Origin of the sequence: Cutibacterium avidum ATCC 25577, from assembly GCF_000227295.1 — a bacterium.
In the GTDB taxonomy this organism is placed as follows: domain Bacteria; phylum Actinomycetota; class Actinomycetes; order Propionibacteriales; family Propionibacteriaceae; genus Cutibacterium; species Cutibacterium avidum.
This window is the reverse complement of sequence record NZ_JH165054.1, coordinates 94,560-117,668: the sequence shown is the minus strand read 5'-3', so window position 1 is coordinate 117,668 and position 23,109 is coordinate 94,560. Positions and strand designations below refer to the sequence as shown.

Genomic DNA, 23,109 nt, shown 5'->3' with positions numbered 1-23,109 from the left:
TTGATCCGCTCAGGACACCGATGGCGAGGAGAGATCATGAACACACCGAATCCGCGTGTCGCCAAGTTAGCCGATCAGATCCGAGTCGTGGTGGCCGAGACCCTTGAGCGCCGTGTCAAGGATCCCCGCCTGGGCTTCGTGACGATCACCGATGTGCGTCTGACCGGGGACTCCCGTGACGCCACTTTGTTCTGGACCGCGATGGGTACCGACAAGGAGATCGCCGGCACGGCTGCCGCTCTCGAGTCGGCCAAGGGCATGCTGCGCTCCACCGTCGGCAAGAGGCTCAAGTTGCGCTACGCCCCGACCCTGACCTTCGTGCGTGATGCCACTCCTGAGACCGCCAAGTCGATCGAGGACGCCCTGGCACGAGCTGCCGCTTCTGATGCCGAGATCGCTCGACGCTCCCAAGGTGCCATGCCTGCCGGTGAGGCTGACCCCTACCGTCACCGCGACGAGGACGAGGCCGAGTGACGACCGTGCTTTCGGCGCGTCTTGAGGTTGGCCGATGAAGGGAAATCCTGACGTTCCCTCTGGCGTCCTCGTCGTTGACAAACCCGCCGGCGTCACCTCGCACCAGGTCGTCGGACGGGTGCGTCGACTCATGGGCACCCGCAAGGTCGGGCATGCCGGAACCCTGGACCCCATGGCCACCGGGGTTCTCGTTGTCGGCGTCAATCGCGCCACCCGACTCCTCGGCCATCTGTCCCTGCAGGACAAGGACTACACCGCCACGATGAAGCTGGGGGTGAGTACCGTCACCGACGACGCCGAGGGGGATTCCACCGGCGCCATCGATGCATCCGGGATCGACGACGAGGCCATCATCGCCGCGATGGCACGCCAAACCGGTGAGATCCAGCAGGTTCCCACCGCCGTCAGCGCAATCAAGATCAACGGTCAGCGCGCTTACGCCAAGGTGCGTGCCGGGGAAGACGTCGTCCTGAAACCGCGTGCGGTGACCGTCTCCCGATTCGAGGCCACTGAGATACGACGCCATGGGGAGGTGATCGACGTCGACGTCGAGGTCACCTGTTCTTCCGGCACCTATGTGAGGGCCCTGGCCCGTGACGTGGGTGCCGATCTTGGAGTGGGGGGTCACCTCACTGCGTTGCGGCGAACCCGGATCGGACCTTTCGACCTCACCGCGGCTTGCCCTGACATCTTTGCCGATGATGCGGTCGCCCCGACCCCGATGACGATGGCTGAGGCTGCCGGGCTGAGCTTCCCCGTCGTCGAGGTCACCGATGACCAGGAAGCTGCCATTCGGGTCGGACGACGTCTGGACCTGACCGTCCCCGCTGACGTGACCGCGATGGTCGCCCGAACCGGAGAGATGTTGGCCCTTTATCGGCCAGATGGCGAGAAAAAGGAACGGAGTCGCGCAATCTGTGTGCTGGTTTGACCACAGTACAGTCACAGGTGCGTGTGAGCCTGTCAGGATGCGGTCAGACTGACACCATCATGTGGCGTGACATATCCCACATGGGTTTGAATTATTTGGTACTCATGCTGCTGAAGCAGGATATTACCAAGTATTCATTGAAATTAATTTAGTCACGGCGACAATTCCTTCTGGTTGCAGGTGTAAATATGACGTGATAGCTTCAAATAGCTATTTTGCGCTGGGGGAGACGTGATTTTTAGGCGGTTCACGGCACCGTGACGCGAGGTCGTGGTGCCCTCGTGATCCGCATGAGTTGTTTTCAACTACCCCCTTTTTGACTCCATCGCCCATGTGAAAGGTGCCGTACGACGTGGATTTGGTTCGAGCATCCCATCTGTACAAGGTTTTCGGTAAACACGAACGAGAAGTGATCGAAAGACTCAAAGCAGGGGAGTCTCGAGAAGATCTTGCCTCTCTCGGTACGGCGGCTGTCATCGATGTCAGCTTGGAGGTCGCCAAGGGAGAGACCTTCGTCGTCATGGGCCTCTCAGGGTCCGGAAAGTCCACCCTCATCCGGATGATCAACGGGTTGTGGGCGCCCTCCGAGGGCACCGTCGAGGTGGCCGGAAAAGTTGTCTCTGACATGAACGACTCCCAATTGCGGGAGCTTCGTCGCGACCATGTGTCGATGGTATTCCAGCATTTCGCCCTTCTTCCTCATCTGACTGTTCGCGAGAACGCGGCTTACGGGCTGAAGTTGCAGGGTAAGCTCAAGCCGAAGGACCGCCTCGAGAAGGCCGATGAGTGGCTGCGGACCGTGGGTCTCAACGGCTGGGGTGGCAAGTACCCCCGTCAGCTCTCAGGTGGTATGCAGCAGCGTGTCGGGTTGGCTCGTGCCCTCGCCGCGGAGACTGACATCCTTCTCATGGACGAGGCCTTCTCCGCTCTTGACCCGCTCATCCGTCGTGAGATGCAGGATCAGCTCCTCGAGCTGCAGGGCACCCTCAACAAGACGATCATCTTCATCACCCACGACCTCAACGAGGCCATGTACCTCGGCGATCACATCGCGGTCATGCGCAATGGTCGTGTTGCTCAGATCGGTACCTCTGACGAGATCCTCACCCAGCCGGCCGACGACTACGTCGCTGACTTCGTCCAGGATGTCGATCGCAGTCGGGTTCTGACGGCGTCGGCTGTCATGCGACCCACCGAGGCCGTCGTCTCCAGGTCGGCAGGTCCCCGCCGTGTCCAGCGCATCATGGATCAGCGTGATTGGGCTGGCGTCTTCGTCGTCGACGAGCACCGTCGTCTGCTCGGCATGGTTGGGGACCAGGAGGTCATCGAGGCTGTTCGCCGTGGCGACCGCAGCATCGCGGCAGTCGTCGAGACCAGCGGCATCCTCACTGTTCGCACTGACACCCCGCTGTCCGAGTTGTTCGCTCCGTCGAAGGATGCGCGAGTGCCTCTCGCCGTCGTCGACGAGGACTTCCACCTCATGGGCGTCATTTCCCGAGTCGCTCTGCTCGACTCCATGTCGAGGTCCCAGGACAAGGTGTCCGAAGGATCCGTGATGTCCCTGGAAGACACTGGGAAGTTGCCTGTCATCAAGGATGTCGGAGATCCCGTCGGTCTCCCGCCTGCTGACCAGACGACGACCGCGACGGTCGCATCCGCCCCGATCACCGAGAAGGAGGCCTGATCGAGATGAGCTTCAATTTCGCCAACCCCCGTATTCCGCTGGGAAGCTGGATCGAGACCTTCTTCGATTGGTTCCAGCACGCCTTTGACTGGCTCATCACCTTCACCAACGTCGTCATCGGCGGTATGTACGATGGGCTCAACCTCGTCCTGTCCAAGCCGCTGTACCTGGTCATGATGGTCGTCCTCGCCGCCATCGGCTGGGCCTGTGCCAACTGGAAGGTGGGCCTCTTCGCGCTCATCGGCTTCTACCTGGTCCGGGCCATGGATCAGTGGAACAACACCATGCAAACCTTGTCCCTGGTCGTGGTGGCCGTGATCCTGGCCCTCATCCTGGCGATTCCACTGGGGATCTGGGCTGCCAAGTCGAAGCGATTCTCGGCCATCATCAAGCCGATTCTCGACTTCATGCAGACGATGCCGTCGCTGGCGTACCTGGTCCCGGTCATCGTCCTCTTCGGTATCGGTCAGGTTCCTGGGGCCATCGCGACGATCATTTTTGCCCTGCCACCTGGCGTGCGGTTCACTGAATTGGGTATTCGTGGCGTCGACACCGAGACGGTCGAGGCCGGCGCAGCCTTCGGTGCCAGCCCGCGTCACATTCTATGGCGTATCCAGATGCCGTTGGCCATGCCGACGGTGATGGCCGGCGTCAACCAGGTCATCATGTTGGCTCTGTCCATGGTCGTGCTGTCGGGCATGGTCGGTGCCGGTGGTCTTGGCGGCGACGTCGTTGCGGCCCTGTCTCAGGTCGACATCGGTCTGGGTATGGAGGCTGGACTGGCAGTGGTGGTCGTGGCCGTTTACCTGGACCGCATCACCAACGGACTGGCCAATCGCACCCCGCTCGCCCGGGCACAGCGCGCCAACTGAGCGCAAAGGATAGCTGAACACAGCAGGGGCGACTGAGTCCCATGTAGAACATGAACGTACGTGAACACGAGGGAGTAACGATGAGCACAAGTATGGTTCGACGCAAGGCCATCGCCGCGGCCTCCACCCTGATGGTTGGGGCTTTGGCCCTGTCCGGATGCGGTGCCACCAACAGCGGAAACGGAGAGTCCGGCAGCTCCGACACGGGCTCCGACAACGTCAACACGAAGTGGGCCGACTGCACCCCGGGGGCCGGATCCAAGGACACCACGTCCATGAAGACTGATGATGACAACAAGATCACCATCGGTGCCTTCAACGGCTGGGATGAGTCCTTCGCCACCGCCGGAATCATCAAGAACGTCCTGGAGAAGGACGGTTACAAGGTGAAGATCAAAGGATTCGACGCCGGCCCGGGCTATGCCGGCCTCGTCGCCGGTGACATCGACCTCATCACTGACAGCTGGCTTCCCCTGACTCACGCCGACTACGTCAAGCGCTACGGCGACAAGATGGAGAACCTTGGCTGCTGGTATGACAACGCCAAACTCACCATCGCCGTCAACAAGGACTCCAAGGCGCGCACCATTGGCGACCTCAAGACCATGGGGGACGAGTACGACAACACCCTGTACGGCATTGAGGCGGGCGCCGGACTGACGAAGGCCACCAAGGATTCCGCCATTCCGAAGTACGGCTTGAAGAACATCAACTTCAAGATCTCGTCGACCCCGGCGATGCTGGCCCAGCTCAAGAAGTCCACCGACGCCGGCCAGGACATCGCGGTGACATTGTGGCGTCCGCACTGGGCCTACGGCGCGTTCCCGGTTCGCGACCTCAAGGATCCCAAGAAGGCCATGGGCGAGGCTGAGGTGCTCTACAGCTTCGGCAGGCCCGGGTTCGAGAAGGATCATCCCAAGGCCGCACAGCTGGTGCGCAACATGGTCTTCGACGACAACACCCTCTCGAGCCTCGAGAACACCATGTTCTCCGCGGAGAACTACGGAGGCAAGAACCAGGAGAAGGCCGTGGCGGAGTGGATCTCGCGCAACAAGGCGTGGGTCGACAAGCTCAAGTCCGGCGAACTCGCCGAGAGCTGATCGGCAGGACGGGCCGCCCAGGTGGGCGGCCCGGCTCGCGTCCTGACGCGGTGGGACGCCTGCCAATTCCGCGATGACGACGCCCAGTGATGATTTTCGGATTCGGGCCATGGGCGGTTGTCCCCATAGACTGCCGGGCGTGTCTGTTCCCGAGGAATCGTCAACCGTCGTCATCGGAAACTTCGATGGTGTGCACCGTGGCCACCAGGCCCTTGTCCAGCAGGCCAAGAGGCTTGACCCGGACGGTTACGTTGTCGTCGTCACCTTCTGGCCCCATCCGCTGACCGTCCTGGCCCCTGACCAGGCCCCGGCCCTGCTGTGCCCGCTGGAGCGACGCATTGACTGGTTGAAGGAGGCCGGTGCCAGCGAGGTGCGCGTGGTCAATTTCACTCCAGAGATCGCGAATTGGTCCCCGGCGGCCTTTGTCGAGCGAATGATCAGCCCTTTGCAACCCGAGCATGTCTTGGTGGGCCAGAACTTCCGCTTCGGACGTCACGCCGTGGGCACTCCGCAGGCCCTGTCGGAGATTGGCTGTGGCCGCTTTGAGGTTCATGCCATGGATCTCGTCGCCATTTCCGGTGTCACGGTGTCGTCGACCCGGGCTCGCGAGGTGGTGGCAGCCGGCGATGTCGCCGAGGCCGCCGAGTTGCTCGGACGCCCCTTCGAGGTCGGTGGGGTCGTCGTCATGGGGGACCAGCGCGGACGCGAGCTGGGATTCCCGACGGCGAACCTTGTTCTGCCCGAAGGTCGTGCTGTTCCTGCCGACGGTGTCTATGCCGGTTGGTTGGAGCCGAGCAGTGGTCCCGACGCTGGTCGCAGACTCCCCTCTGCAATTTCGGTTGGGACCAACCCGACCTTCGACGGGGTTGAGCGTCGAGTCGAGACCTACGTCATCGATCGCGATGATCTCGAGCTCTATGGAGTCGACGTCAAGGTCACCTTTGCCGAGCGACTGCGTGGGCAGATCAAGTTCGACGGTATCGAGCCGCTGATCTCGCAGATGACCGACGACGTCGACGCGGCCCGGAAGATCCTGGCCTGAGGCTGGCAATCACGTCCGGCAGTTCGGGGGCGGTACGGGTGTGAACGCCGTGGGAATACCCAGTAGGCCATGTTGCCGCTGACCATGTATCGAAAGGTCGTTCAGGCGTGGCCAGTTGCCGATCCCTGGTCGCGAGTCATCCCCGCGTCACCGCCGTCGTTGTTGCCGCTCTCGGTATCCTGTCCCTGTGCCTCGGTGGAGTTGTGACGGGCCACCTCGCCTCGTTCACTCCCCATGGCTGTCGGTGGGTACATCGTCATGACCATCGGTGCCGCGATCTTCGAGGAAGTGCTGTGCCGCGGAACCTTCGCCAGGTCGGATACGCCTTCTGCATGGGAATGCCCGGCTGCTGTCCGGCACATGCGAATTCGCACTCGACAGGGAAGAGCTGATACTCTCACCCAGTTGCCGTCAGATCGGCCGCGGCCTTGGAAGAGTCCCCTGCAGTAAGAGCGTCGGGGACGCCGCGCAGCGGACAGGAAGGAACCCACCGAGATGGATGCTGCCGAGAAGAAGAAGATCATCGAAGAGTACGCGACCCACCCCGGAGACACCGGTTCCCCGGACGTCCAGGTCGCCATCCTCACCAAGCGCATCGCCGAGCTCACTGATCACCTCAAGGCCCACAAGGGTGACCACCACTCTCGCCGTGGTCTGATGCTTATGGTCGGCCAGCGTCGTCGTCTTCTCAACTACATCGCGAAGAACGACATCGAGCACTACCGCGAGCTCATCGCTCGTCTCGGTCTGCGTCGCTGAGCGCCGCGGATCGCACGAATTGACGGGGTGTCCCTTCGGGGGTGCCCCGTTTTCATGTCCGGAGTCATGCGGTCATGCCGTGAAGCGGGTACCCACGTCCTGAACGCCTGGAAACCAGGATTCGTGGGATTGACCACAGATGACCTAAACTGAGAGCCACAATCAGAATTACTGTAACCGTCGACTGCCTCCCCATGACACATGGGTCCTCGGTAGTGGCCACCGGGGCACGGTCCCGGCGGCTTCGATCGAAGACCGGTGTGGTTCTACAAGAGGCGCCTTCTGGAGCGCCAGCGGGCGGCGGTCGGCCCTGCGAAAGGACATCCCTGTGGAGGGACCCGGACTCGAATTCACCGAGGCCATCATCGACAATGGAAAATTCGGCAAGCACGTCGTCCGCTTCGAGGCGGGACTGCTGGCTCAGCAGGCGGATGGATCCGCCGCCGTCTACCTCGATGGTGACACCATGCTGCTGTCGGCCACCACGGCTGCCAAGACTCCCCGCGATTCCATTGACTTCTTCCCGCTGACGGTTGACGTCGAGGAGCGCATGTACGCTGCCGGACGTATCCCAGGCTCTTTCTTCCGCCGTGAGGGACGCCCGTCTGAGGGCGCCATCCTCGCCTGCCGTCTCATCGACCGCCCGCTGCGCCCCTCCTTCGTCAAGGGTCTGCGCAATGAAGTCCAGGTCGTCGTGACCGTCATGGCCCTCAACCCGGCCGTTTACTACGACGTCGTCGCCATCAACGCCGCCTCGATGTCCACCCAGCTCGCTGGTCTGCCGTTCTCCGGCCCGATCGGTGGCGTCCGGATGGCTCTCATCGACGACCAGTGGGTGTGCTTCCCATCCGTCGAGCAGCGCAAGGAGTCGACCTTCGACATGGTCGTCGCCGGCCGAGTGCTCGCCGACGGTGACGTCGCCATCATGATGGTCGAGGCTGAGTCCACCCCGGCCACCTGGGACCTCGTCCGTGGCGGACGCACGGCTCCGACCGAGGAGGTCGTCGCCACCGGTCTGGAGGCCGCCAAGCCCTTCATCAAGGTGCTGTGCGACGCCCAGGTCGCCCTGGCCACCAAGCTGCCCAAGGAAACCTACGACTTCCCGGTCTTCAAGGACTACGAGGATGACGTCTACGCCGCCGTCGAGGAGAAGGCTGCCGACGAGCTCTCCCGCATCGAGCAGATCGCTGCCAAGCTGGAGCGTCAGGAGGCTGAGTCCGAGCTCAAGGCTCGTATCAAGGCTGAGCTCGCCGAGACCTTCCCGGAGCGTGAGGCTGAGATCTCTGGCGCCTTTAAGGCCGTCATGAAGAAGATCGTGCGTAAGCGCGTCCTCGATGAAGGTGTGCGTATCGACGGTCGCGGACCTCGCGATATCCGCGCCCTTTCAGCTGAGGTCGGCATCATTCCTCGCGTTCACGGATCCGCCCTCTTCCAGCGCGGCGAGACGCAGATCCTGGGTGTGTCGACTCTCAACATGCTCGACATGGAGCAGAAGCTCGACACCCTGTCCCCGGAGACCACGCGGCGCTATATGCACAACTACAACATGCCGCCGTACTCCACCGGTGAGACTGGCCGTGTTGGCTCCCCGAAGCGCCGTGAAATCGGTCACGGCAACCTCGCTGAGCGTGCCCTCATCCCAGTGCTGCCGACCCGCGAGGAGTTCCCCTACGCCATCCGTGAGGTTTCTGAGGCCATCGGCTCCAACGGTTCCACCTCGATGGGTTCGGTCTGCGCCTCGACCCTGGCCCTGCTCAATGCAGGTGTGCCGCTGCGTGCCTCGGTCGCTGGCATCGCGATGGGCCTCATGAGCGAGACCAACGAGGACGGCGAGACCAAGTACCTTGCGCTGACCGACATCCTGGGAGCCGAGGACGCCCTCGGCGACATGGACTTCAAGGTCGCTGGTACCAGTGAGTTCGTGACCGCCCTGCAGCTCGATACCAAACTCGACGGAATCCCTGCCGATGTGCTGGCGGGTGCCCTCAAGCAGGCCAAGGAGGCTCGTACCACGATCCTCGAGGTCATGAATGACGCCATCGACTCTCCCGATGAGATGGCTCCTACTGCTCCGCGCATCATTACCGTGCACATCCCGGTAGACAAGATTGGTGAGGTCATTGGCCCCAAGGGCAAGATGATCAACCAGATCCAAGACGACACCGGCGCCAATATCTCTATTGAGGATGACGGCACGATCTTTATCGGAGCCGACAACGGCGATTCCGCTGAGGCTGCTCGTACGATGATCAATGCGATCGCTAACCCGCAGATGCCTGAGGTGGGGGAGCGTTACCTAGGCACCGTCGTTAAGACGACGAGTTTTGGTGCCTTCGTCTCCCTGCTGCCTGGCAAGGACGGCCTGCTGCACATCTCCAAGATGCGTGACCTCAACGAGGGCAAGCGCGTCGAGGCCGTCGAGGACGTGCTGTCGGTCGGTCAGAAGATCGAGGTTGAGATCGCTGAGGTCGACGACCGGGGCAAGTTCTCCCTGGTCCTGGCCTCCCACGAGGAGGACGACGACACCGAGGAGTGAGTCATCAATCCTGGAGTCGTTGATCCTGTGAGGGACTGACATCAACGGGATGTCCTGGCACTTTCGCCAGGGCATCCCGTTCGTTGTGCGCGGATGGACCATTCCTCGGGAACGTCAGAGCATCTGGGTAGTCTGGACGCGGCGCCGGGCAGGTGCCGTCGTCAGGAAGGAAGGTCCAGATGATCAAGGTTGCCGTATTCGGAGCCAAGGGACGTATGGGAGCTTCGGTGTGCCAGGCCGTCGAGGAAGCCGAGGACACCGAGCTCGTGGCCGCCATCGACAGTGGCGATGATCGTTCAGCCGCTGAGGGAGCCGATGTCGTCGTCGATTTCACCACCCCCGACGCCGTCATGGACAACCTCGCCTGGGCCATCGACCACGAGATCAACACCGTCGTCGGCACCACGGGTTTTGACGAAGACCGCTACCAGACCTTGCGCGACCAGCTCGCCGACCATCCCAACACCGGCTGCCTGGTCGCCCCGAATTTCTCCATTGGCGCCGTGCTCATGATGCACTTCGCCGAGGAGGCTGCGAAGTTCTACGAGTCGGTCGAGGTCATCGAGCTGCACCATCCCAACAAGGTCGATGCCCCCTCAGGCACCGCCCGCACGACCGCTGGCAAGATCGCGGCTGCCCGGCAGAAGGTCGGCATGGGAGAGGTCCCGGATGCCACCCAGAGCCAGCTCGACGGGGCTCGCGGAGCCGTCGTTGACGGGGTCCACGTCCACGGTGTCCGCCTGCGCGGCCTCGTCGCCCACCAGGAAGTGCTCTTCGGAGCCGAGGGGGAGACCCTCACCATCCGCCATGACTCGATGGACCGCGTCTCCTTCATGTCGGGCGTTCTCACCGGCGTGCGCGGTGTCCTTGACCGTCCGGGTCTGACCATCGGCATCGAAGGGTTGCTCGGACTTGAATGAGCGTCCTGATTTCTCGATGACGCCGTCTGAGCCGACTCAGGTGCTGCCGCCCAGGCCTCAGATTGATACCGGGGCGGTGGTGACGGTCGGACGTGATCGTCGTCACCACCGCCTCATCAAGTGGCTCGTCATCATCGTCGTCATCGCCTTGGTCGCGGTTGCGGCAGTGATCACCGATCAGACCTTCCGGGCGAGAAGTGAGAAGGCCATCGCGGCCAATATTGCGAAGTCATTCGGGGCCGACGAGTCAAGCGTCGGTGTCGCGATCCGCAATCGCCCCTTCCTCGGGGTCTTGCTGACCGACGAGCTCCAGGGACTTGACGCGACCATACCGACGGCGACCGTCGCTCGAGACGAGACGACGGTGACCTTCCATGACGTGAACATCCACGCCAATGGGATCCGTCATGCCCGTGAGGAATCCCGGACGGTCGCCGAGACGATGTCTGCAACTGGCCGGGTCGACTGGCCCGAGCTGTCTCGGCTGGCAGGCGGCAAGATTACGTACAACGATGACGCCGGTGAGAACGGCAAGGTGACCATTGTGCGCGACATGTCGGTTCTGGGAGCTCGAGTGGGTGTCAGTATCTCAGCCGTTCCTGGCGTCGAGACCACATCGCGGCGGGTGACGTTGACGAGCCCATCGGCGAGCTTGGACGGTATTCCGATTCCGGACATCCTGCTCAACTCCGTTCTGGAAGGCATCACAGATCGATTCACCCTCCCCGATCTGGGTAATCTGCATTACGAATCCCTCAAGGCGACGCCGAAGGGATTGGAGTTTTCCCTTGTCGGGACCGAGGTGAAATTGTCCGACCTCACCGGAAAGTGATCAGCTTGGCGCGAATGATGAGGTGAGGCTAGGCCAAGAAGTCGTATGCTGATGAGCGGCCCCTTGGCCGCTCATCAGATGTCGTCAGTTCCGTGGAGGTCCCTTTCATGAATGTTGCCGAACAGCTCGTCCAACAGCTCCTCGATGCGGGGGTGCGACGGATCTACGGCATCGTCGGTGACTCCCTGAACCCCGTCGTTGATGCAGTTCGCAGGACCGGCGGTTCTGTCAAGGGCGGTATCGACTGGGTCCACGTTCGTCATGAGGAGGCTGCGGCCTTCGCCGCTGCTGCCGAGGCAACTCTGACCGGCGAGCTGGCTGTCTGCGCAGGCTCCTGTGGTCCGGGCAACCTGCATCTCATCAATGGTCTGTTCGACGCATACCGCTCCCAGGTCCCGGTTCTGGCCATCGCCTCCCACATCCCCAGCGTCCAGATTGGCATGAGCTACTTCCAGGAGACCCACCCGGATCGCCTCTTCGTGGAATGCTCTGACTACTGCGAGCTGGTCTCGACCCCTGAGCAGGCACCTCGCGTCGTCAACTCGGCCATTCGCCATGCTGTCGCGGGCAGCACCGTCTCGGTCGTGACCCTCCCGGGCGACATCACCGACAAGAAGGCTGCCGCTCCGTCGCCGGTCTTCGTCCCGAGCCGTCGTCCCTCCACCGAGCCGAACCCGGAGGACGTCCGTCAGCTCGTTAAGCTTCTCAATGACGTCAAGAAGGTTGCCATTTTCGCCGGTGCCGGCGTCGAGGGTGCCCATGACGAGGTCTTGGCCCTGGCCGACAAGCTTAAGGCCCCGATCGGTCACTCCCTGCGCGGCAAGGACTTCATCCAGTACGACAACCCCTTCGACGTCGGCATGACCGGTCTGCTGGGTTACGGTGCCGCAGCCGAGGGCATGAATGATGCCGACGTACTGATCCTGTTGGGAACCGATTTCCCCTACAACCAGTTCCTGCCTGGCACCCTCACGGTTCAGGTTGAGAATCGCCCGGAGAAGTTGGGTCGTCGTACCGACGTCTCCTTCCCGATCCACGCCGACGTCAAGGCCCTGTGCAACGCTGTCACCCCGCTGCTCAAGCAGCATGATGACAAGTTCCTCAAGGCCACCATCAAGCGTCACGCCAAGATCATGAAGGCTCCGGTCGGCTCGTACACCCGCAATGTCGAGCACATGAAGCCGATCCACCCTGAGTACGTCGCTCACCTGCTCAACGAGCTGGCCGACCGCGACGCGATCTTCACTGCTGACACCGGCATGTGCAATGTGTGGACCGCTCGTTACATCGATCCGCTGGGTACCCGTCGTCTCATCGGATCCTTCCTGCACGGATCGATGGCCAATGCCTTGCCGCATGCCATCGGTGCCCAGGCATCTCACCCTGGCCGACAGGTCATTTCGGTGTCCGGCGACGGCGGCCTCTCGATGCTCCTTGGCGAGCTCGTCACGGCCCGTATGCTCAACTTGCCGATCAAGGTGGTTGTCTTCAACAACTCCACCCTCGGCATGGTCAAGCTGGAGATGCTGGTCAATGGGTTGCCTGATTTCGGGACTGACGTCCATGACGTGAACTATGCCGGGGTTGCCAAGGCGATCGGGTATCACTCCGAGCGGGTTGATGATCCGCGCAATATTCGTCGTGCTCTTCGTGATGCCCTCGACTTCGACGGACCGGCCCTCGTCGAGGTGCTCACTGATCCCAACGCCCTGTCCCTGCCTCCTGAGATCAAGGGTGAGCAGATGATTGGGTTCGCCACCGCCATGAGCAAGATCGTGCTCAACCGTGGTGCCGGTGAGGCCGTCTCGATGGCCACCTCGAACATGCGTAACATCCCAAGATTCTGAGAGATCACGTTTTGGGGTCCGTCCGACGAGGACGGGCCCCACAGGCATTTTCGGACCAGGATCACGGGACCGAGGTTGGATGGCGTCAATGCAGGCAATGAACAGCGGTGGTGCTGCCGCATGAGGATCCTTCTTGTGGTCGACGCCCTCCAACCAGGAAATGGGACGACGGCCTCGACCCTTCGTTTTTCCCACGCATTGCGTGACCAGGGTCACGAGGTGCGTTTACTCAGCGTCGGGTCGACCCCGGTGCCCAGCACTCGCGGGATTCCCGTGGTCAGTGTGCCCGTCCTCTACCTGCCGCTCATCACCCACCTGGCTGACCTTCAGAACGTCGATCTTGCGCGCCCAGTCAGGGCCATTGTCTCCTCAGCGGTAGCCGAGGCTGACCTCGTGCATGTCGTCATGCCGTCGCCATTGGGGGCTTGTGCCAAACACGTGGCGCAGCATGCCGGTGTTCCCGTCACCTCGGGTTTCCACATCCAGCCTGAGAACATCACCTACAACGTGCACCTGGCCAACGCTCGATGTCTTGCCGACCGCATTTATCGCATGTTGTGGCGGGCGTTCTACCACGATGTGTCCCACCTCCATGCCCCCAGTGAATTCATCGCCGAGCAGTTGCGCAGACACGGTTACGACCAGCACCTTCACGTCATCTCGAATGGGGTGCCGCCAGAGTTTCGGCCCGGCCCGCCACGAGAGACGTGGGCTCTGGACAGCTCTGGCCCTGCCACCGTCATGACTGTCGGCAGGCTCTCACCGGAGAAGAGGATCGAGGTCCTCGTCGACGCCATTGCCCGGTCTCGACATCGCGATCGGATCCGTCTGGTGGTCGCCGGTCGAGGGCCGCAGCGAGAATGGTTGCAGAGGCGAGCTGAGCGCGCTGGGGTTGACGCCTGCTTCGTCAGCCACGACCGTCCGGAGGACCTCATCGCTGAACTGCGAGCCGCCGACCTTTACGTTCACCCCGCAGACGTCGAGATCGAGTCCTTGGCTGCCCTGGAGGCGTCCTCGGTCGGGTTGCCCTGCCTTATCGTCGACAGCCCGCTGTCGGCCACCAGCCAGTTCTGTCGTGTTCCCGAGCACGGTCTGTGCCCGCCGCGCGATCCGGAGAGGATGGCGGCTGACATCGATTGGTGGCTGGAGCACCCGAAGGAGCGTGAGACCGCGGGCAAGGCTCAGGCACGCTGTGGCCAGGAGTACGCCCTGGACAGGTCGGCTCGGTTGCTGGTCGAGATGTTTGACGCTGCCATTTCGGGGCCGACCGGATGAAGAAGGTCCAGCGACTGGCCTATCTGACGATTGTCGGCCCAGCTGCGGTGATTCTCACCGGGGTGACCTTCGCTTTTCGTCGGCGAGGACACCACCATCTGGAGCCAGGGACGATCGTCGTCAGCAACCACGTCCACGATTTCGACTGTCTGGCCCTAGTGCGGGTGTTCTGGCCGACCGGTCTGAGGTTCAACTCGCAACTTTCCAACTTCGACATCCCGGTGGCAGGGCTCATCCTGCGAGCCTTCGGAACGATTCCGGTTGACGTTTCTGATGTACGAGGTTTCTTCTCGGCCAATGCGCAGGCGCTGGCTGACGGTGACTGCGTCGTCATTTATCCAGAGGGAGACATCACCTGTTACGAGACCTCCGCAGGGACCTTCCGTCCAGGGGCCTTTGTCCTGGCGGTGCGCACCGGTGCCCCGGTGGTGCCAGTGGCACTGGTGCGGTCTGGGCGGAAGCTCGGAGTCAAGTGGTGTCGTCCGCAGCTGGAGGCCAAGGTGGGGCCGCCGATGTATGCCGATGAGACCCTGCCACGATGCCAGGCCAGGGAGGAATTGCGCCAGCGAGCTGAGAACTTCGTCTCCCAGGCCCTTGATGAAGCGGTCAGGACACATCGGGGCGAAGCTGTCGGAGTTTCCCGATAGGCTTCACGCCGTGGCTAATACTGGATTGACGACACCCCCGGATCTGAAACCGGATGTTCTGCGCATCATCCCCCTCGGCGGCTTGGGGGATGTCGGACGCAACATGTCGTGCTACGAGATCAATGGGGAGATGCTCCTCATTGACTGCGGGGTGCTCTTCCCGGAGGATGACCACCCCGGCGTCGACCTGCTGCTGCCAGGACTGGACTACCTCGACGATGAGAAGCTGGCCAAGGTGAAGGCGCTGGTGCTCACCCACGGCCATGAGGACCACATCGGGGCCGTGCCCTACCTGCTCAAACGTCGCCCCGACATCCCGATCTACGGGTCCAAGCTGACCTTGGCGCTGGTTGAGGCCAAACTGCGTGAGCATCGCATCAGGGGATACAAGCTCAATGTCGTTCACGAGGGAGACGTCGCCGAGGTCGGCGAACAGTTCGACCTTGAGTTCATTGCCGTCAACCACTCCATCCCTGACGCTCTGGCAGTGTGCGTGCGCACCGACGCGGGAACCCTCATCAATACCGGCGACTTCAAGATGGACCAGCTTCCGTTGGACGGTCGCATCACCGACCTGCGTGCCTTCGCACGTCTCGGCGAAGAAGGCGTAGACCTGTTCATGGTCGATTCCACCAATGCCGAGGTGCCGGGCTTCGTGAAGTCCGAGACCGAGATCGAGCCGGCCATCGAGAGGGTTTTCGAGAAGGCGAACAAGAAGCTCATCGTCGCCTGTTTCGCCTCTCACGTGCATCGTGTCCAGCAGGTGCTCAACATGGCGGTCCGCCACAACCGTAAGGTCTGCTACGTCGGTCGATCCATGGTCCGAAACATGGCGGTGGCTCAGGAACTGGGTTACCTCCACGTGCCGGACAACACCGTCATCGAGCTGCGTGAGCTTGATCATTACCGTGACAACGAGGTGGTCATCGTCTCGACCGGGTCCCAGGGGGAGCCACTGTCAGCCCTGGCCCGAATCGCCAACCGTGAGCACCGCGACATCGAGGTGGGGGAGGGCGACACCGTCTTGTTGGCCTCCTCCCTCATCCCTGGCAATGAGAACGCCGTCTACCGTGTCATCAACGGTCTGACGAAGCTCGGTGCGACCGTCGTCCACAAGGGCAATGCCTTGGTCCACGTCTCCGGCCACGCCGCGGCCGGTGAGCTGCTGTACGCCTACAACATCGTGCGTCCGCGCGCGGTCATGCCGATTCACGGTGAGGTGCGTCATCTGGTCGCCAACGCCGACCTGGCCAAGGCCACCGGAGTCGATGAGAAGAACGTCGTCCTCGTTGAAGACGGCGGGGTTATTGACCTCGTCGACGGCGTACCGCGTGTGGTGGGCAAGATCGACGCCTCCTACATCCTCGTCGATGGATCCGGGGTGGGTGAACTCACCGAGGACACCCTCACCGACCGTCGCATCCTCGGGGAGGAGGGATTCTTGTCAGTCGTCACCGCGGTCGACACCCGCTCGGCCACTGTGGTGTCCCGTCCGGCGATTCAGGCTCGCGGTTTCGCTGAGGACGACTCAGTTTTCGCGGAGATCACCGACCAGATCGTCACCGAGCTTGAGAACGCCATGAAGGGTGGCATGGACGACACCCACCGGTTGCAGCAGGTGGTGCGTCGGACCATTGGCCGGTGGGTCGCACGGTCATTGCGGCGTCGACCGATGATTGTGCCGGTTGTCGTCAAGATCTGAGCCTGGTTGACCCGTCGTGGTGTGTCGTCATCGTCGATGAGCCGATAGAGCTTCGGTTTATCTGAGGACGAGTTGGTGAGTGCGGACCAAATTCGTCAGCGCGGCTTGGGCTTGTGGCGAGTAAATGAGATTCCTATAACGTCGACCGTCCTTGTCTTCGCCCTCGTACAGTGCGATGCCCATCATCGCGCCATGTACTGTCGGCATCCACTCATTGATGGCGTAAGTAATCAGGCCGGCCTTAGACAGAGCTTGATTCAATTGAGTAGCACGCACTGGCTGACCTTCGGGTAGCACACCTTCCTTTTTCCACGCGTCGAGGAGTTCCCTGGCAATGCAGTATCCGGGGGTTCTGCGATCGACGAACTTGATATCGCCGGATTCCGGAGTCGACGATTTCTGCGTTGGAGTAAAATACTCGTAGCTCTTGGCTTGAGGTGTGGCAGTGGGAGGTAGAACCGGCTCGAAATCAGGTACTACTGGCTGCACTGGAGTGCTGTTTTCTGCTGGTGGCACAGGAGCGTTGTTCCTTGATCCAGCAAAGTTGCAGTCGCTCAATGTCGCATGCTTGCGTATTAGTCTAAACACCGGCCCAGTGCCGTTCCACCGCTGGTCGCTACCAAAGACAATGAATAGGTCTTTCGCGCGAGACACGGCAACGTTCATAAGTTCTAGGGTCTTGTCAATGAAGACCGCTTGGTCTGAATTGTTTCCGTAGACGGCGGAGAATAAGACGATTTCTCTCTCTGCTCCTTGTAGCTTATGTGCAGTGCCAACTGTAATTATTTTGCTAAACCTAGGGTCTAGGGCGTTCTTGATTAAGTGTTCTTGGGCTGCAAATGGTGTGACAACCCCGATGATCTCCGCGTCCTTTGCTGGATCGCCATTGGGATTGTAGATAGCTCTAAAGTAATCGAAGTTGGACGCGATCCAGGTCGCAATCTCCTGGGCCTCGTGGCAGTTTATTCGACTCGATCCCTTCCGTTGATCTTCTGAGTTGGCTATCTTCTTGAATAGAAATGGGTGTTCGACTATGTCTTTGAGCTTGTAGGAACCAAGGGGGCGGGACGGCTTGAGAAGGCCCTTGTATAGGAGGTCGTTGCAGAATTGAATAATGTCGTGATGGCAACGAAAGTGTTCAGCCAAGAAGAGTCCAGGCTTGGCATCTTGGCTGTACCGCCAACGGCTCGCCGTCGTCGCCGCGGACATCACCGATGAGGGCTGAGACGACGTCATACCGCGACTGATCATGTCATCCCACTGGCCGGCGAGGTTGAAAACTGACGTCATCTCCTTGTCGCTCTCAGGGTCGATGCTCCATATAGGGGACAGCTGCAAGACGTCACCGACGACAAGCGCCCGTTTCGGGATCGCAAACACAGCCGCGCCAATAGACATATCGACTTGACCGGCTTCGTCCACAATCATCAGATCAGGCCGTCCCAAATCGTATTCAGATTTTTCTCCTGGTTTTGTCCATAGTCTGAAATACTTTGGGAGTTGATACGCCGTCATCACAAAGCATGGTGTCAGTGAGGCTACCTGGGTCCAAAACCTTTCCATGTACTCTGGTGACGTGCGGTTACGTTCCCGCTCTGGGATGAGGTCGTCCCCATCCGCGGCAAGCAGCCATTCCGCTTCATAAATATGAACAGCGAGCCAGAACTCGACATATCTGACGGTGGTATCTAATACCTGATCAAGATTTAACAGATCGGAGGCGTCAGTGAGTTTCTGGAGTTGCTTCTCCGGCAGCGATCCGAAGACCTTAAGCTCAGTTAAGCACCTATGAATCTTCTTTTTATATCTCTTTTGAGCTTTCGCTGCGGCAGTTTCAGATTTTCTGATCCTCCGTTCTATTCGCTTCAGGAGCTTCCGAGATGAGGCGATGCTTGACTGGTAAAAACGAACGAATTCGCCAAGAGTTCTGAGATGAGGGGCAGGTTCGCCTTCTTTGTAGTTCATGTCGATCACAAGCGCTTCCTCTGCAGGGTCGACGCTTGTGGATCGTTGTCTGAGTCCGGTGAGAATCCGCGTCCATGAATTCAGGTGATGCCGGTAAACTTTGAGCTCTCTGGAGAGGGTGTCTTTCTTCTCCCTGAATTCGGTCAGCTTTGTGACGGCATGACTATCAGCCCGAGCGCGTTCTTTGATAAGTTCTCGGCGCGCTGTCTCATATTTAACGAGAACATTTCGTAATATTTCTAATGCATCTTTGATGGTGGGTGGCGGTGACGCAATGAAAGCTTGACTGTACTCGGTAAAGCGTTGTACGAAATATGATGCCGCGCTGGCTATGTACTGGGGTGATGAGTAATAGGTGTAGACACCGCTCTTATGCAAGTTTTCTGTGAGGTAGCCGTGGCGTTGTGCTTCATTCATCCTGGACTGGGACGGGCAATATGTGGCCAAGCTGTGTAACGCATCTGGGGTCGCACCATCTTCTGTAGCCACAGGCAACCACCGTTGGTCAAGGACGCCCGGTTGCTTCTTGGTGACCTTACTAAAAGAATCAATGATATTTATGACGGCTTGATTATTTGTCGACGTACCAACGATTAAAGGAGCCGGCTTGTCTTCAAGGGCATGGGTGACGATCATGCTCGCGATGACAGATTGCAGTAGGGTTGTCTTTCCGGTGCCAGGAGCGCCGCTGACTGCAGTAATAGATGCTGGCTCGTCGGATGTATCACAGAGAAAAGCGTGCACAGCTCGACGCTGGGATTCCGTGAGGGGATATTCATCACTCATGCTACCCGTTGACAGTATTGCTGACTTTTTCAAGGTATCGACATTGGCATCGAGATAGTCAGAATCCAGGCGCTGCTGTGGATTGCGCGATAATAGGTTCGCGTATACTGGAGCAGCGGAATATGCTCCGTTCTCCAGATATTTGTAAAGATCAAGAATCGCGCGGTTGGACGTAATCACCTCACCTGGAGTGATGTAACACGTGCTGGTGATGATCTGGGTATCATCGACCTTGCCGAGATTCTTGAAATTGTTGGAAACCTCGGAAAAGAGATTGAAACAGAGGTCCAGGGTGTCTTGCCAGGTTTCGGCGTTGGAGGCAAGCTCAGCGCCCTTGCCGCGACGCCATTTCCACAATGATGAGAGGTCTCCGACCATCACCTCACGGTCGGTCATGCCAGGCGTTCTCAGCCGGGATACTGGGATCCACGGCTCGTCGTTTTGTGGGTCGGCAGTGAGCGTGCCGTCGGGTGTCAATGACGCAGGGAGAAGGAGGAGCCCAGAGCTTGATCGCCTTTGCCTCAACGTGATGAGAGAAATGATGAGCTTGATCGGGTGGGCGTCCTGGCGGGGGCAAACTGGCTCGCGGCGCTGGCCACTCTTGCGCGGTTGGCGCCGGGAATGTGAGTTCGCAAGGGTGAATAATTGGGCTACGGATCGTTCATCAAGGGTACCTTCCCGCACCTGAGTCAGATCGACGGTGATATGTGGCTTCTGGGCGGTAAAAACCTGGTCCACTAAATTAGATCGCCGCTGGATTTCAGAGTAGTACTTCGTGAGTTCCAAAACTCGAGATGACATGACACTCCAAACCATGAGGGAGGTTACGTACTCTGAGAGTATCGGAGTCACCTCCTACTCAGAATGACAAAACTCTAGAAGCCACGTAATTGTTGTTGTGCGGTAACTGGGCAGGTGATGGGGGATTGGTGCGTGTCGTGCCCCAAACAGGGCAGCGGACGCATGCGGGGACTGGCCCATTGGTCGTGTCGATGGGGCCTATGATCGTGCCTGTCATGGTCAAGATCTCAGGTCTTCGACGCTGGAGCCGACTGTACAAGGAGAATCGGGTGGCTACTCGAACTACTGTCCATCATGTTATTGAGCAGTTCCGGCAAGAGCCTTCGGCGGCGCGGCGGGGGCGCGCTTTGAGGACCTCATGGTGTCTTACTTCCAGACGGACCCGACGCTGTCATCCGAATATGACGAGGTACGCACCTGGCCCCAATGGGTCCACAACGAGAACACCCACGACTCTGGTATCGACTTAGTGGCCCGTAATCGCTCCACTGGTGAGTGGACGGCGATCCAGTGTAAGTTCTACGACCCTGGCCACGCTTTACAGAAGCAAGACATTGACTCGTTCTTCACGGCGTCGGGTAAGGCGTGGGGCCACGTGTGGTTCACCAACCGCATCATTATCTCAACCACGGATCGGTGGTCGACACACGCAGAGAAAGCGCTCGAGGATCAGTCCATCCCCGTCCAGCGCATCGGCCTGACCGAGATCGCCGAGTCACCCATCGACTGGATGCAGCAGTCCCGCGACAGTCTGAACTTCGAGCCACGACGAGCTGTGCGTTACGGGCTGCGTCCCCACCAGAAGGAGGCCCTCGCCAAGATCCACGAGGGATTCCAGACCCACGACCGAGGCAAGTGGATCAGCGCCTGCGGTACGGGCAAGACGTTCACCTCACTGAAGCTCGCAGAACAGCTGTGCGCCGAGAATGGCGGTCGGCTCAAGGTACTCTTCCTGGCCCCCTCCATCGCCCTGGTTTCTCAGACCCTGCAGGAATGGATGGCCCAGTCCCAGACGACTATCCGGCCCATGGTGGTTTGCTCCGACACCCGGGCTTCCAGGAAGGCCGAGGACATCACCACCCACGACATCCCCATCCCCACCACGGACGCGGCCTGGCTTGCCGAACAGATGGCGGTCGGTGGTCGCCGGGGCAAGCAGATGATTGTGGTGTTCTCCACCTATCAGTCCATCGATGTCGTCGCCCAGGCCCAGCGCACCTCGGGCGAGCAATTCGACCTCATCTTGTGTGACGAGGCCCATCGCACCACCGGTGCCTCCCTTGTCGGCGGCCAGGACGAGTCCGCTTTCGTCAAGGTGCACGACAACACCTATCTGACAGCCGCCAAGCGGCTGTACATGACGGCCACTCCTCGCATCTATGGTCAGGAGGCAAAGAAGAAGGCCGAGGAAAACTCCGTCGTGCTGGCGTCGATGGATGACGAGTCCCTCTACGGCCCCGAATTCCACCGCTTGGGTTTCGGGGAGGCCGTAGAGCGTAATCTGCTTGCCGACTACAAGGTCATGATCCTGCGCGTAGAGAACGCGGCAATTGCCGACACCTTCCAGTCCCAGATTGCTGATGAGACCGGCGAGATCGGTTTGGACGATGCCGCCCGGATCATCGGTTGCTGGAACGGTCTAGCCAAGCGCACAACCGATATGGACTTCGGGCCCCACCCGGTGCCGATGCAGCGTGCAGTCGCATTTGCCCAAAACATCATGGCATCCAAGGCCTTCGCCGCCACGTTCCCGCAGGTCACGGAGGCCCTCTCGGCTGATGGCGGCCTCGACACCCCTGCACTGGAGGTGGCGTCGCACCACGTTGACGGCACGATGAACGCCCTCGATCGTGGTGACGAAATCGCCTGGCTCAAGGCACCCATCCCGGAAGGAGAGTGCCGCATCCTGTCCAACGCCCGCTGCCTGTCGGAGGGCGTCGACGTGCCTGCCCTGGACGCCGTATTGTTCCTGTCACCGCGCAACAGCCTGGTAGACGTCGTGCAGTCGGTGGGCCGCGTCATGCGCAAGGCCCCCGGCAAGGACTACGGCTACGTCATCCTCCCAGTTGCGATCGATTCCAGCGAATCACCTGAGAAAGCCCTGAGCAACAACAAACGATTCAAAGTGGTCTGGGACGTCCTTAATGCCCTACGCGCCCATGACGACCGGTTCAACGCGATGATCAACTCCATCGACCTGGACAAGGACACCAAGGGCAAAATCGGCATCAGTGTCTTCGGCGGCACCGCTCCCGAGACCGGTCACGACACCAACGGCTCGCGGGCTGCCATCCAGCCGATGCTGTTCCAAAACCAGATGCGTGACGCGATCCTCGCGCGGATCGTCAAGAAGGTCGGCGAGCGCGACTACTGGGATTCCTGGGCCGACGATGTCGTTCACATCCATTCCAACCAGGTCACCCGCATCACGAGTATTTTGGCGCAGGCCCGCGCCACCGATGCTCCGTTGGCTGGCGAGTTCGACACCTTCCTCGCCGGGTTGCAGGCCACTATTAACGACTCCATCACCGTCGACGGTGCGATCGACATGCTGTCCCAGCACCTCATCACCCAACCGGTGTTCGACGCGCTATTTCCCACCGGCAGCTTTGCGCACACCAACCCGGTATCGGTGAGTATGCAACGCATGATCACTGCCCTGGAGGGGCAGGGGCTGCAGGCCGAGACTGACGCGCTGGCCGGTTTCTACGCCTCGGTGCGTCGCTCTGCATCAACGGTCGAGAGCCCGGCGGGTCGGCAGACGGTCATCCACCGGCTCTACGAGGATTTCTTCAAGAAGTCCTTCCCCGCTCAGGCCGCCAGCCTCGGAGTCGTCTACACCCCGGTCGAGGTGGTCGACTTCATTTTGCGTGCCGCCGATCAGGCATGTCGTGAGCAGTTCGGCTTCGGCCTTACTGACAAGGGGGTCCACGTCC

At 60.5% G+C, this 23,109-nt stretch carries 17 protein-coding genes; 15 read left to right on the top strand and 2 right to left on the bottom strand.

Annotated elements, in window-relative coordinates; all coding sequences use genetic code 11:
* Nucleotides 1-36: 36 nt before the first annotated feature.
* The 6 genes from rbfA to HMPREF9153_RS00515 all read left to right on the top strand — a co-directional run bounded on the left by rbfA (nt 37) and on the right by HMPREF9153_RS00515 (nt 6,103).
* Nucleotides 37-474: a 30S ribosome-binding factor RbfA gene (gene rbfA, locus HMPREF9153_RS00540; protein ID WP_004808680.1), complete on the top strand. Its 438-nt coding sequence runs from the start codon at nt 37-39 to the stop codon at nt 472-474.
* Nucleotides 475-508: 34 nt separating this feature from the next.
* Entirely contained in the window at nt 509-1,405 is an 897-nt protein-coding gene (gene truB / locus HMPREF9153_RS00535) for a tRNA pseudouridine(55) synthase TruB (RefSeq protein ID WP_004808679.1), read from the top strand.
* 340 nt (nt 1,406-1,745) lie between these two features.
* Nucleotides 1,746-3,089 (top strand): quaternary amine ABC transporter ATP-binding protein, encoded by a 1,344-nt coding sequence (locus HMPREF9153_RS00530; protein WP_004808678.1) that lies wholly within the window; start codon nt 1,746-1,748, stop codon nt 3,087-3,089.
* Nucleotides 3,090-3,094: 5 nt separating this feature from the next.
* Nucleotides 3,095-3,961, top strand: coding sequence for an ABC transporter permease (locus HMPREF9153_RS00525; protein ID WP_004808677.1), 867 nt, complete (start codon nt 3,095-3,097; stop codon nt 3,959-3,961).
* A gap of 92 nt (nt 3,962-4,053) precedes the next feature.
* Entirely contained in the window at nt 4,054-5,061 is a 1,008-nt protein-coding gene (locus HMPREF9153_RS00520; RefSeq protein WP_004808676.1) for a glycine betaine ABC transporter substrate-binding protein, read from the top strand.
* A 73-nt stretch (nt 5,062-5,134) separates the two neighbouring features.
* Entirely contained in the window at nt 5,135-6,103 is a 969-nt protein-coding gene (locus HMPREF9153_RS00515; protein ID WP_004808675.1) for a bifunctional riboflavin kinase/FAD synthetase, read from the top strand.
* Nucleotides 6,104-6,204: 101 nt separating this feature from the next.
* On the opposite strand, the gene HMPREF9153_RS12515 is transcribed toward HMPREF9153_RS00515, so the two are convergent.
* On the bottom strand, nt 6,205-6,339 hold the full coding sequence (locus HMPREF9153_RS12515; protein ID WP_256998259.1) for a hypothetical protein: 135 nt from the start codon (nt 6,337-6,339) through the stop codon (nt 6,205-6,207).
* A 259-nt stretch (nt 6,340-6,598) separates the two neighbouring features.
* On the opposite strand from HMPREF9153_RS12515, the gene rpsO reads away from it, so the two are divergent.
* The 8 genes from rpsO (at nt 6,599) to HMPREF9153_RS00475 (ending at nt 16,621) form a co-directional block, all read left to right on the top strand.
* Nucleotides 6,599-6,862 (top strand): 30S ribosomal protein S15, encoded by a 264-nt coding sequence (rpsO, locus tag HMPREF9153_RS00510; protein WP_004808673.1) that lies wholly within the window; start codon nt 6,599-6,601, stop codon nt 6,860-6,862.
* Between the two features lie 328 nt (nt 6,863-7,190).
* Nucleotides 7,191-9,398: a polyribonucleotide nucleotidyltransferase gene (locus tag HMPREF9153_RS00505; protein WP_004808671.1), complete on the top strand. Its 2,208-nt coding sequence runs from the start codon at nt 7,191-7,193 to the stop codon at nt 9,396-9,398.
* 179 nt (nt 9,399-9,577) lie between these two features.
* Entirely contained in the window at nt 9,578-10,318 is a 741-nt protein-coding gene (gene dapB, locus HMPREF9153_RS00500) for a 4-hydroxy-tetrahydrodipicolinate reductase (protein ID WP_004808670.1), read from the top strand.
* 16 nt (nt 10,319-10,334) lie between these two features.
* Nucleotides 10,335-11,150 carry a DUF2993 domain-containing protein gene (locus tag HMPREF9153_RS00495; RefSeq protein WP_023032937.1) on the top strand — a complete coding sequence of 272 codons (816 nt, stop codon included), beginning with the start codon at nt 10,335-10,337 and terminating at the stop codon, nt 11,148-11,150.
* A gap of 107 nt (nt 11,151-11,257) precedes the next feature.
* Nucleotides 11,258-12,997 (top strand): pyruvate dehydrogenase, encoded by a 1,740-nt coding sequence (locus HMPREF9153_RS00490; RefSeq protein WP_004808668.1) that lies wholly within the window; start codon nt 11,258-11,260, stop codon nt 12,995-12,997.
* Nucleotides 12,998-13,117: 120 nt separating this feature from the next.
* Nucleotides 13,118-14,272, top strand: a complete 1,155-nt coding sequence (locus HMPREF9153_RS00485) for a glycosyltransferase (protein ID WP_004808667.1) — start codon at nt 13,118-13,120, stop codon at nt 14,270-14,272.
* Nucleotides 14,269-14,919, top strand: a complete 651-nt coding sequence (locus HMPREF9153_RS00480; protein WP_004808666.1) for a lysophospholipid acyltransferase family protein — start codon at nt 14,269-14,271, stop codon at nt 14,917-14,919. The genes HMPREF9153_RS00485 and HMPREF9153_RS00480 overlap by 4 nt, the downstream gene beginning before the upstream one ends.
* Before the next feature lie 10 nt (nt 14,920-14,929).
* Nucleotides 14,930-16,621, top strand: coding sequence for a ribonuclease J (locus tag HMPREF9153_RS00475; protein ID WP_036901328.1), 1,692 nt, complete (start codon nt 14,930-14,932; stop codon nt 16,619-16,621).
* Between the two features lie 57 nt (nt 16,622-16,678).
* Here HMPREF9153_RS00475 and HMPREF9153_RS11500 read toward each other — a convergent pair whose 3' ends face one another.
* Nucleotides 16,679-19,768, bottom strand: coding sequence for a DEAD/DEAH box helicase (locus tag HMPREF9153_RS11500; RefSeq protein WP_169311826.1), 3,090 nt, complete (start codon nt 19,766-19,768; stop codon nt 16,679-16,681).
* 763 nt (nt 19,769-20,531) lie between these two features.
* Here HMPREF9153_RS11500 and HMPREF9153_RS00460 point away from each other — a divergent pair.
* On the top strand, nt 20,532-23,109 hold a 2,578-nt coding region (locus HMPREF9153_RS00460), incomplete at its 3' end, for a restriction endonuclease (RefSeq protein ID WP_004808661.1).

Excerpts from the sequence above, each read along its gene's own strand:
- rbfA (WP_004808680.1), top strand. The coding sequence starts at position 37 with ATGAACACACCGAATCCGCGTGTCGCCAAGTTAGCCGATCAGATCCGA.
- truB (WP_004808679.1), top strand. The coding sequence starts at position 509 with ATGAAGGGAAATCCTGACGTTCCCTCTGGCGTCCTCGTCGTTGACAAA.
- HMPREF9153_RS00525 (WP_004808677.1), top strand. The coding sequence starts at position 3,095 with ATGAGCTTCAATTTCGCCAACCCCCGTATTCCGCTGGGAAGCTGGATC.
- HMPREF9153_RS00520 (WP_004808676.1), top strand. The coding sequence starts at position 4,054 with ATGGTTCGACGCAAGGCCATCGCCGCGGCCTCCACCCTGATGGTTGGG.
- HMPREF9153_RS00515 (WP_004808675.1), top strand. The coding sequence starts at position 5,135 with ATGACGACGCCCAGTGATGATTTTCGGATTCGGGCCATGGGCGGTTGT.
- HMPREF9153_RS12515 (WP_256998259.1), bottom strand. The coding sequence starts at position 6,339 with ATGGGGAGTGAACGAGGCGAGGTGGCCCGTCACAACTCCACCGAGGCA.
- rpsO (WP_004808673.1), top strand. The coding sequence starts at position 6,599 with ATGGATGCTGCCGAGAAGAAGAAGATCATCGAAGAGTACGCGACCCAC.
- dapB (WP_004808670.1), top strand. The coding sequence starts at position 9,578 with ATGATCAAGGTTGCCGTATTCGGAGCCAAGGGACGTATGGGAGCTTCG.
- HMPREF9153_RS00495 (WP_023032937.1), top strand. The coding sequence starts at position 10,335 with ATGACGCCGTCTGAGCCGACTCAGGTGCTGCCGCCCAGGCCTCAGATT.
- HMPREF9153_RS00490 (WP_004808668.1), top strand. The coding sequence starts at position 11,258 with ATGAATGTTGCCGAACAGCTCGTCCAACAGCTCCTCGATGCGGGGGTG.
- HMPREF9153_RS00485 (WP_004808667.1), top strand. The coding sequence starts at position 13,118 with ATGAGGATCCTTCTTGTGGTCGACGCCCTCCAACCAGGAAATGGGACG.
- HMPREF9153_RS00480 (WP_004808666.1), top strand. The coding sequence starts at position 14,269 with ATGAAGAAGGTCCAGCGACTGGCCTATCTGACGATTGTCGGCCCAGCT.
- HMPREF9153_RS11500 (WP_169311826.1), bottom strand. The coding sequence starts at position 19,768 with ATGACCGACCGTGAGGTGATGGTCGGAGACCTCTCATCATTGTGGAAA.